General features: G+C 39.5%; 8 protein-coding genes. All 8 read left to right on the top strand.

Annotated features, from left to right (window positions below; translation table 11 throughout):
* On the top strand, positions 1-496 hold a 496-nt coding region (locus tag PHV30_11215), incomplete at its 5' end, for an Hsp20/alpha crystallin family protein (GenBank protein ID MDD5457582.1).
* 165 nt (positions 497-661) lie between these two features.
* A complete protein-coding gene (locus PHV30_11210; protein MDD5457581.1) occupies positions 662-1921 on the top strand; it encodes a serine hydroxymethyltransferase in 1260 nt (419 codons plus the stop codon).
* A 5-nt stretch (positions 1922-1926) separates the two neighbouring features.
* On the top strand, positions 1927-2463 hold the full coding sequence (locus tag PHV30_11205; GenBank protein ID MDD5457580.1) for a cytidine/deoxycytidylate deaminase family protein: 537 nt from the start codon (positions 1927-1929) through the stop codon (positions 2461-2463).
* A gap of 25 nt (positions 2464-2488) precedes the next feature.
* A complete protein-coding gene (gene pheA / locus PHV30_11200; protein ID MDD5457579.1) occupies positions 2489-3331 on the top strand; it encodes a prephenate dehydratase in 843 nt (280 codons plus the stop codon).
* Entirely contained in the window at positions 3325-4569 is a 1245-nt protein-coding gene (serS, locus tag PHV30_11195) for a serine--tRNA ligase (protein MDD5457578.1), read from the top strand. The genes pheA and serS overlap by 7 nt, the downstream gene beginning before the upstream one ends.
* Before the next feature lie 29 nt (positions 4570-4598).
* Entirely contained in the window at positions 4599-4886 is a 288-nt protein-coding gene (locus tag PHV30_11190) for a metalloregulator ArsR/SmtB family transcription factor (GenBank protein ID MDD5457577.1), read from the top strand.
* Positions 4887-4888: 2 nt separating this feature from the next.
* A complete protein-coding gene (locus tag PHV30_11185; GenBank protein ID MDD5457576.1) occupies positions 4889-5320 on the top strand; it encodes a cyclic nucleotide-binding domain-containing protein in 432 nt (143 codons plus the stop codon).
* A 58-nt stretch (positions 5321-5378) separates the two neighbouring features.
* Positions 5379-8198 (top strand): hypothetical protein, encoded by a 2820-nt coding sequence (locus PHV30_11180; protein ID MDD5457575.1) that lies wholly within the window; start codon positions 5379-5381, stop codon positions 8196-8198.
* Positions 8199-8606 lie beyond the last annotated feature (408 nt).

Genomic DNA, 8606 nt, shown 5'->3' with positions numbered 1-8606 from the left:
AAAAAAGCAGCGCTGCAAAAAAATTTTAAATAGAGAAAGGAAGGAGATGGTTTATATGTCACTAATTAAGTATCAGCCCTATACAGATCTGGACATTATGGATAGAGGTTTATCGAGGTTTTTTGATTCATTATTTGACGTAAGAAAGGAAAGAGATTTGGAAAGAATTTTGACCCCTAAAGCAGACGTTTTAGAAGATAAGGACAAATATCTTATCAGTATTGAGGCACCAGGTCTTAAAAAAGAAGACGCAAAGTTGACTGTAAATAACAATATATTGACAATCAGCGGTGAAAAGAAAGACGAAAAAAAAGTAGAAAAGAAAAATTATCTGTTTCAGGAATTGAGTTACGGGAAATTTGAAAGAAGTTTTACGCTGCCCGATGGTGTTGAGGCAGATAAAATAGACGCAGAAATTAAAAATGGATTATTGGAAATTACTATACCTAAGTCCGAGAAACAGAAGCCTAAAGAGATCGAAGTTAAAGTAAAATAACCCCCTCTTTTTTGATGCAGTTCCCCCGGTTTACGTCTCCCCCGCCGGGGGAACTTGAGAAAGATTTTCGTTTTGTTTTTCCTCAAAATAAGATAGAATATTGAAAAATTATGTTATATATAATTCCACAAGGATTTTTTCATTAGAATAGTAAAGGAGAGCAAAATGGATTATCTCGTTCAACTAAGAAAATCAGACCCTGAAATAGCCCAGGCCATTGATAAAGAACTCGGCCGTCAGCGCAACAAACTGGAGCTTATCGCTTCTGAGAATTTTACCAGCCTGGCTGTAATGGAAGCTGCCGGCAGTGTGCTAACAAATAAATATGCTGAAGGTTATCCAGGCAGGAGATATTATGGCGGTTGCGAATATGTTGATATAGCTGAAAGCCTTGCCATTGAAAGGGCCAAGAAGATTTTTGGGGCAGAGTACGCCAACGTGCAGCCTCATTCCGGAGCACAGGCCAATACTGCCGTCTATTTCGCTTTTCTGGAACCAGGTGATATAGTGCTGGGTATGAACCTCAAGGAAGGCGGCCACCTGACCCATGGTTCCAAGGTTAATTTGTCCGGCAAATATTTTAATTTTATTCCTTATGGAGTAAAACAAAGCGATTGTACAATAGACTATGACAAATTAAGAGATTTGGCAGTTGAGCATAAACCCAAAATGATTGTGGCCGGAGCCAGTGCTTATCCCAGGATTATAGATTTCAAGCTGCTTTCGGAAATAGCCAGAGAAATAAAAGCCATGCTCTTTGTGGATATGGCTCATATTGCCGGGCTTGTAGCGGCAGGACTTCACCCGAACCCTGTGCCCTATTGTGATATTGTTACCACTACAACCCATAAAACTTTAAGGGGCCCTAGAGGCGGCTTGATATTGGCCAGAGAAGAATACGCCAAAGCTCTGGATAAAGCTGTTTTCCCAGGTATTCAGGGCGGCCCTTTGATGCATATAATTGCCGCCAAGGCTGTGGCTTTAAAAGAAGCCATGACCGACGAATTTAAAATTTACCAGCAGCAAGTTGTTAAGAATGCTCAAACTCTGGCTCAGACACTGGCCGGTGAAGGCGCTGAAATTCTTACCGGCGGTACGGATAATCATTTGGCTCTGGTAAAAACTAATGTGCCTCCTTTGTTTGTAACCGGCAAGGATGCCGAAACCATGCTGGATGAAGTAGGTATAACGGTTAATAAAAATTTATTACCTTTTGATACGGAAACAGCGGCTATCACTTCCGGGATCAGAGTGGGTACACCTGCTATGACCACCAGGGGGATGAAAGAACCTGAGATGAAAATTATTGGAGAGCTGATGGGTAAAATTTTAAAATCCAAAGGCGCTGAAAATGTGAAGGCCGATGTAAAGGCCGGAGTCGGTTCTCTTTGCTCCAGGTTTCCCTTATATAAGGAGTTAGGTTGATTTATATGGTTACTGCTAAAAAAAGAATTCTGAAACGACCTGCCTGGGATACATATTTTATGAACATAGCTGATGTGGTTGCCACACGCGCGACATGTATAAAACGTCAGGTTGGGGCCGTGATTGTGAAAAACGAACAGATACTGGCAACCGGTTATAACGGCGCTCCGCGAGGCATGAGGCATGCGGCTGAAGTTGGCTGTCTGCGTGAACAGTTGGAAATACCGTCAGGTACACACCATGAATTATGCAGAGGTTTGCACGCCGAACAGAATGCCATTATTCAGGCTGCCAGAAATGGTGCGAATATTGACGGTGGTACATTATACAGCACTTATATGCCTTGCGTAATCTGCGCCAAAATGATTATTAATGCTGGCATTAAACGTATAGTTTTTAAGGGATATTATCCTGATGAATTGGCTGTGCAGATGCTGACGGAATCAAAGATAGATATACATTTATTTGAAGAAAAATATACCGAAGAGGAAATCAAGATTACAGAGCTGTCAGCGGATGAAAAAGCGGTATATAAACTTTAGTTTTTGAAGTAAAAAGGAGAATAAATTGTCTATTCGCTTTGCTTGTCTGGGCCCAGCCGGTACTTTCAGCGATCAGGCTGCCAGGCTTTATCTTGCGCTAAAAAAAGAGAAAGCTGATGTTGTTTATCTGCCGACCATCGATGATGTTTTGATCAGCATTGAGGAAAACAAGAACGATCAGGCGATTGTTCCTGTAGAAAACCTGGTTGAAGGCTCAATAAACGAAACATTGGATTTTTTGGCCAAGAGCAATAAAATCAGCATCATAGGCGAGCTGGATATGAATATTCACCATAACCTGATTGGCCTTCCCGGAACAAAATTGAAGGATATAAAAACAGTTGTTTCTCTGGCCCAGCCAATTGCCCAGTGCCGTAAGTTTCTGAAAACAGCACTACCTGGAGCCAATATTGAATATACGCAGAGCACTGCAGCAGCAACGCAACTTGTGGCTGAAAAAAAAGATAAAACCATAGCGGCTATCGGCAGCGATTATAATCTGAAGCAATTAGGTCTGGCTGTACTACAAAGTAATATCAGTGATATCAATAATAACCAGACCAGGTTTTTGATAATTGACAACAAACCGCTTTTAGAAAAGGGTACAAAAGTATCCATTGTTTTTGCCACAGACCGTGATGTGCCCGGAGGTTTATATCGCATTCTTCAAGAGTTTGCCCAGCGTAATATCAACCTGACCAAAATTGAAAGCCGCCCCACCAAGGATTATCTAGGCACTTATTTGTTTTTTCTTGATTTTCAGGGGCATTTATTACAAAATGAAGTTAGAGAAGCCCTGGATAATATCAGGAAGAAAACGACTTTTTTTAAAATTCTGGGAGTATATGAGGTTGTGAGCGAATGTTAGCACCAAAATTTATTCGTGAAAATACAGATTTTGTTAAAGATTGTTTGCAAAAGAGAAATTATGGCCTGGATATTTTGGACGAATGGTTGTCTATAGATAAAGAATATCGTGATGTTTTGCAAAAGACAGAGAATTTAAAGGCCGAGCGTAATCAATTTAAACCGCAAGGCAAACCCGACCAGACAATGCTGCAAAAAATGAAAACATTGTCAGAGGCTATAAAAGAGAATGATGAAAAAGTTAAAGAGCTGGAAGAAAAGTTGAACGGCAAAGCCTTGTATTTACCCAATATAATCAGTGCTGACACTCCGGTTGGTGATAGTGAAAAAAACAATGTGGAAGTTAAAAAATACGGTCAGCCGAAATCTTTCACCTTTAAACCTAAAGGACATGATGAGCTGGGCAAGGAACTGGATATTTTGGACTTTCAGAGAGGCGCCAAATTGTCCGGTAGCCGTTTTACGGTTTATAAGGGGTGGGGTGCCAAGCTGGAAAGGGCCCTGGTCAATTTTATGTTGGAAACCCATGGTCGCAGGGGTTATCAGGAGGTTTTGACCCCATATCTGGTCAGTGCCGAAACCATGACCGGTACCGGTCAGTTGCCCAAGTTTGAGGAGGAGCTTTATAAATGTGAACGAGATGGTCTTTACCTTATTCCCACTGCTGAGGTCTCGGTTACCAATATTTACCGGGATGAAATTCTGGAAGAAGCCGAACTGCCTAAAAAATTTGTTTCTTTTTCCCCCTGTTTCCGACGCGAAGCCGGCAGCTATGGCAAAGATATAACCGGGCTTATTCGTCAGCATCAATTTAATAAGGTTGAGCTGGTCATGTATAGCAAACCTGAAAAAAGTGCGGAGATGCTGGAGGTTTTGACAGGGGATGCAGAACGCATTCTGGAGCTTTTGGATCTTCCCTACCGACGCATACAGTTATGCAGCAGTGATTTGGGTTTTTCTTCCAGTAAAACCTATGACCTTGAAGTATGGTTTCCGTCAGCCGAAACCTATCGGGAAATTTCCTCCTGTAGTAATTTTCTGGATTTTCAGGCCAGAAGAGCGAAGATACGTTATCGCACACAAGACAAAAAAGTGGAACACATTCATACGCTTAACGGCTCAGGACTAGCTATTGGCAGGACTGTGGCTGCTATTATGGAAAACTATCAGCAACCTGATGGAACAATTAAGGTACCTTCCATGTTGCAAGATTATTTAAAAATAGAGATAATTAAATAGTTAATAAAATTTAGAAAAGGAGAATGGTTGTGGATAAAAAACAAGAGTATATAAAAATTTTCAGATCGCTAGCCAATGAAGAGAGGCTGGATATTATTTTAAAGTTGTATAAAGAGGGAGAACTTTGTGCCAGTGATATAGAAAAAAACTTTTTTATGGAGCAGTCTACAACATCTCATCATTTGAATTATTTAAAAAGTGTAGGTATTCTCGATTCCAGAAAACAGGGCCGAAATGTATATTATAAAGTTAATTTGAATAATTTAACTTCACTGTATGAAAATTTCTTAAAGGATTTATTTGAAATTAAGAAATAGACATGAAAGACAAAAAAGAGCTTTTAGATGGAATTAAGCATGTAATAATGCCGCGGTTCCATTTAAATGATGAGCAATTCTACGACGTTTTTGATAGTGCAGTTCTCACCAATATCAAACCCGGTATCAAGCTTTTTACTGAAGGAAAGCATAACGATAATATTTTTTTTATCGCGGACGGAATTGCGGACATTTATAAAGAAGGCCAGCATCTGAATATCGTAGAACGTGGAGATATATTGGGGGAAATGTCCCTGGTTGGGGTAGATAAAAGTACGGCCACAGTAATAGCAAAAACAGATATGGTGCTTTTTAAATTTAACAAAATAAAATTTGATATCCTACTTAACCGTTATCCGCTTATGAATAAGGCAGTGGTTATGGAGACTATAAGCCGCAAAATCCAGCAATACGAAGCTAATCGTAAAGATTAGAATACCTTAAATGTCCTTGGCCAAAGAATAAACATTTTGTTATAATGGCCATATGGCTATGGGGGAGATTAGCTGGTTCTCGCTGGGGACCGCCGAAAAATTATTATCAACGCCCGCAAATGACAATATGCTGGACATCCAGAGAGTTTTGTCCCAGCAGGTTTATCACCTGTTTGAAAAAAAGATACAGATCAATCACTTGCAGTTTCATCACTATTGCCAGCCTAGACAGAATGAGAGTATGCAGGGCCGCATACAATTTGATGAGAAAAATAAACTGACTTTGGAGCCGGTTTTAAATGAGCTTGAGGAATTGTATGTAAGGACACCGGAAAAGCAAAAAAACTCCATTATTTATTTACATTTCGCTGATGCAAACCTCGATGAATTTGCATATAGAAGAACAGATTTATTGACCAGGATCCAGAATTTAGCCAGAACAGGGCATGTTAAAATAGCCGGAGGAATTTTGGATGAAGCTTTTATCGGTCCTGATTCCGAAGAATTTTCCGCTGCCGCGATCATTAGTTATTTTGAAAAAGTAATAAGACTATTCGGTCAAAACGCTGTAGCTCCTTTGGTATGGATACCTGAAAGATTTTTTGAAAAAAAGACAGCTTCTATTCTTGAAAAAGTTTATCATAATTTTAGTGTATTGCAGCAATTTCCCTATCTAAGCATAATCGTTGACGAAAATGTAATAGAACATTCATTGCATAAGAACTGGAAGGGCAACTTGTTCACCGGTTGGAGTAGCCCAGATTATCCTTCATTGCGAGTATTTGTAGGTTCTAATCATTTAAGGGCCATAATGCCTCAGGCCAATCCAGAACAGGTGAATTCCTATTTCTTTAGTTTAATGAATGAACACTGGAATGAGTCCACAATACAAATGGTTAACTGGTTTATCAGTGAATACGAACATTATATTAGAAACTATTATGAACTGAACATGAAGGAAAATATAAAGGCTATTGATATAGAAACCTTGAAAATAAATATTAACCGATTTTATCTTGAAGCCAGAGAAAAATTGGAACAATTTGAGCCGTTGTTTGTTTTTTTTATTGATGACCTGGAAAAAAACGGTAGCTGGAAGGGTACCTATCAATTTGCTTTTGAACATAATCGTCATTTTTACTGGTATATCAGGCAGTCGGAAAATATTTTTAATCCCTATCAAATGAAGCCTTTATTGGACTATACACCCAATTTTCAGTTTATTAATAAAATTAAACCAAGTTCATATAAAGAATTTTCAATTATCTGGAATAATAATCCGATGGATGTGGAAAAATGGAGGGAGCTCACCCTGCTGTTTATTAAGAACAACCTCAACAGCGTGCATGATATTTTGAACCTGACTGTTGAGCAGATGAAGCAATTAAAAATAACCGAAATGGAAATCCTCTGGTACAGAGAGTTTATCATTAATCCTATAGGCTGGCAGGAAGGTCAGTTATCCAAATATCCGGAAATTCGTTTAAATTATCTGCTGGCTCAATTGCTTTACCAGGAAATAATCAAAGAAAACAGTCTGCTGGATATTCATCGTCATCTTAATGATGACAGCAGCCTGCTGGGTAATCTGTTGCATATTTGGAACAAAAATCGATCCAGCTGTCCCAATTTTATAGGTTATTTCGGTGGAACATCCATTTTATTTTTCAGGCTGCATATCGCCATGCAGTTGGCGGTTGTTCTAACTTTAAAATATGCCGACCTGGAATATATAGAAAAGGATCTGGCTTATCAGGATGAAGAATACAATATTTGCTGGACCTATATCAAGGTAAAAGATAATACCAAAATTCTTGATGAAAGAGGAGATACCATCTTTACTTTTAATGACAAAAATTTCCATAATCTGGTGGCGGGTTTTTCCAGACATAGAGAAGGTTATAACTCCATTATCAAAAATTTTTTAAATGGCAGACAAGATATAGAAAATTTTGCTCTGGTAGAAAAATCTCAGGGTACAACCAGTGCACATCCTTTTGTTATCGCGCTGGATCTGGAAAATGTCGAGCGAATGGATGTAATCCGCAAGACCTACCCTGAGGACCTGGAAGATTTTGATAATGAAGAAGAAATGATGAACCCCTTCCCGATTGCCTGGGAGCAAATCTGGATATTACCGCCCAATACATTTGAAAATCCTATCCTGAATTATCAGGAAGGATTCTTCGGTGATTTTAAATGGCTCACATCAGAGCGTTATCTGGATTTTATAAACGGGAAACGCACTTTGACATTTGTAAAGCGCGCGCTTTATCAGCAAAAACATATTGAAGTTATCAAGAAGATTGATCCTATGTCAGAGTTTGTCAGAGTAGAGGTTTGGAACAGGTCAAACCTGGATGTATTCATGAATCCGACAATTGCTTTTCCTACAGCACTGGATTGGTACGAAGGTGATAACTACCTGATTGAAAATGAACAGTTGCCCTTAAACGGGGACATAAAATGTTTTGACCGGGCTACAATTACCGTGCTGGACAAGATAAGTAACCTGAAATTAACTCTGTCCGCTTTGCGCGACGATATGCGTTTTTGTGCGGCTACGGCTTATACCTATCAAACATCAGACAGAGGTGTTTATACGGTTGCTCCTCAACACGAACTGATCCTTTTATCCAGCAAACATGTTATCAACCTGAAACCCGGTGAAGGTTACATTATGGAATATTCTGTAAAAAATGAAAGTATCGGTTCCGAATCCTTATGGAATATTAACTGGGACGCGGTCCCTGAAGTTTTAAAACAAAAGATTCAAAAATTTTCTGACATGTTTTTGAAGGGAAAGAACCTCACTGAATTTCAAAAAACAAAAATCATCTACGCACGTTTCCCGGAAATTATTTTCTGGGTTAGGTAATTCGCTTTTCCTCACACTTACTCGACGATCATCGACTTTTTAACCCGAGTCGCTATATATCTTTGTTAATCAAAAAATTCGGTTGAATATTTTATGGCTTGCCAAGGTGAAACCGAGAGACGTATCTACGCCGTGACAGTCTGCGCTAACGCTTCTGCTTAGCTCGTGGTGAAGCGAAGATTGGTGGAGAGGGTAGGGTTCGCCCTTCCATCATTGACATCGTATCAATTCTTTCAGGGCCGGCCAGACGCACTTTCGCTCCCATCCTGGTCGCTTATCGCTGCTATCGCGCGCGTTCGTCTGGCTTCGAACCAAAGTTGCTTTTATTTTTTAATCATATTATTTGGGAAGCGCCTGATGACATTTTCTGATGGTGGAGAGGGTAGGGTTCGAACCTACGTACGGTAA

Source organism: Candidatus Margulisiibacteriota bacterium (assembly GCA_028715625.1).
Lineage (GTDB): Bacteria > Margulisbacteria > Riflemargulisbacteria > GWF2-35-9 > GWF2-35-9 > JAQURL01.
Note: the sequence above shows the minus strand (reverse complement) of the source record. Positions and strands in the feature narration are given on the sequence as shown.

Coding starts and splice junctions, on each gene's coding strand:
- PHV30_11180 (MDD5457575.1), top strand. CDS start 5,379: ATGGGGGAGATTAGCTGGTTCTCGCTGGGGACCGCCGAAAAATTATTA.
- PHV30_11205 (MDD5457580.1), top strand. CDS start 1,927: ATGGTTACTGCTAAAAAAAGAATTCTGAAACGACCTGCCTGGGATACA.
- PHV30_11185 (MDD5457576.1), top strand. CDS start 4,889: ATGAAAGACAAAAAAGAGCTTTTAGATGGAATTAAGCATGTAATAATG.
- serS (MDD5457578.1), top strand. CDS start 3,325: ATGTTAGCACCAAAATTTATTCGTGAAAATACAGATTTTGTTAAAGAT.
- PHV30_11210 (MDD5457581.1), top strand. CDS start 662: ATGGATTATCTCGTTCAACTAAGAAAATCAGACCCTGAAATAGCCCAG.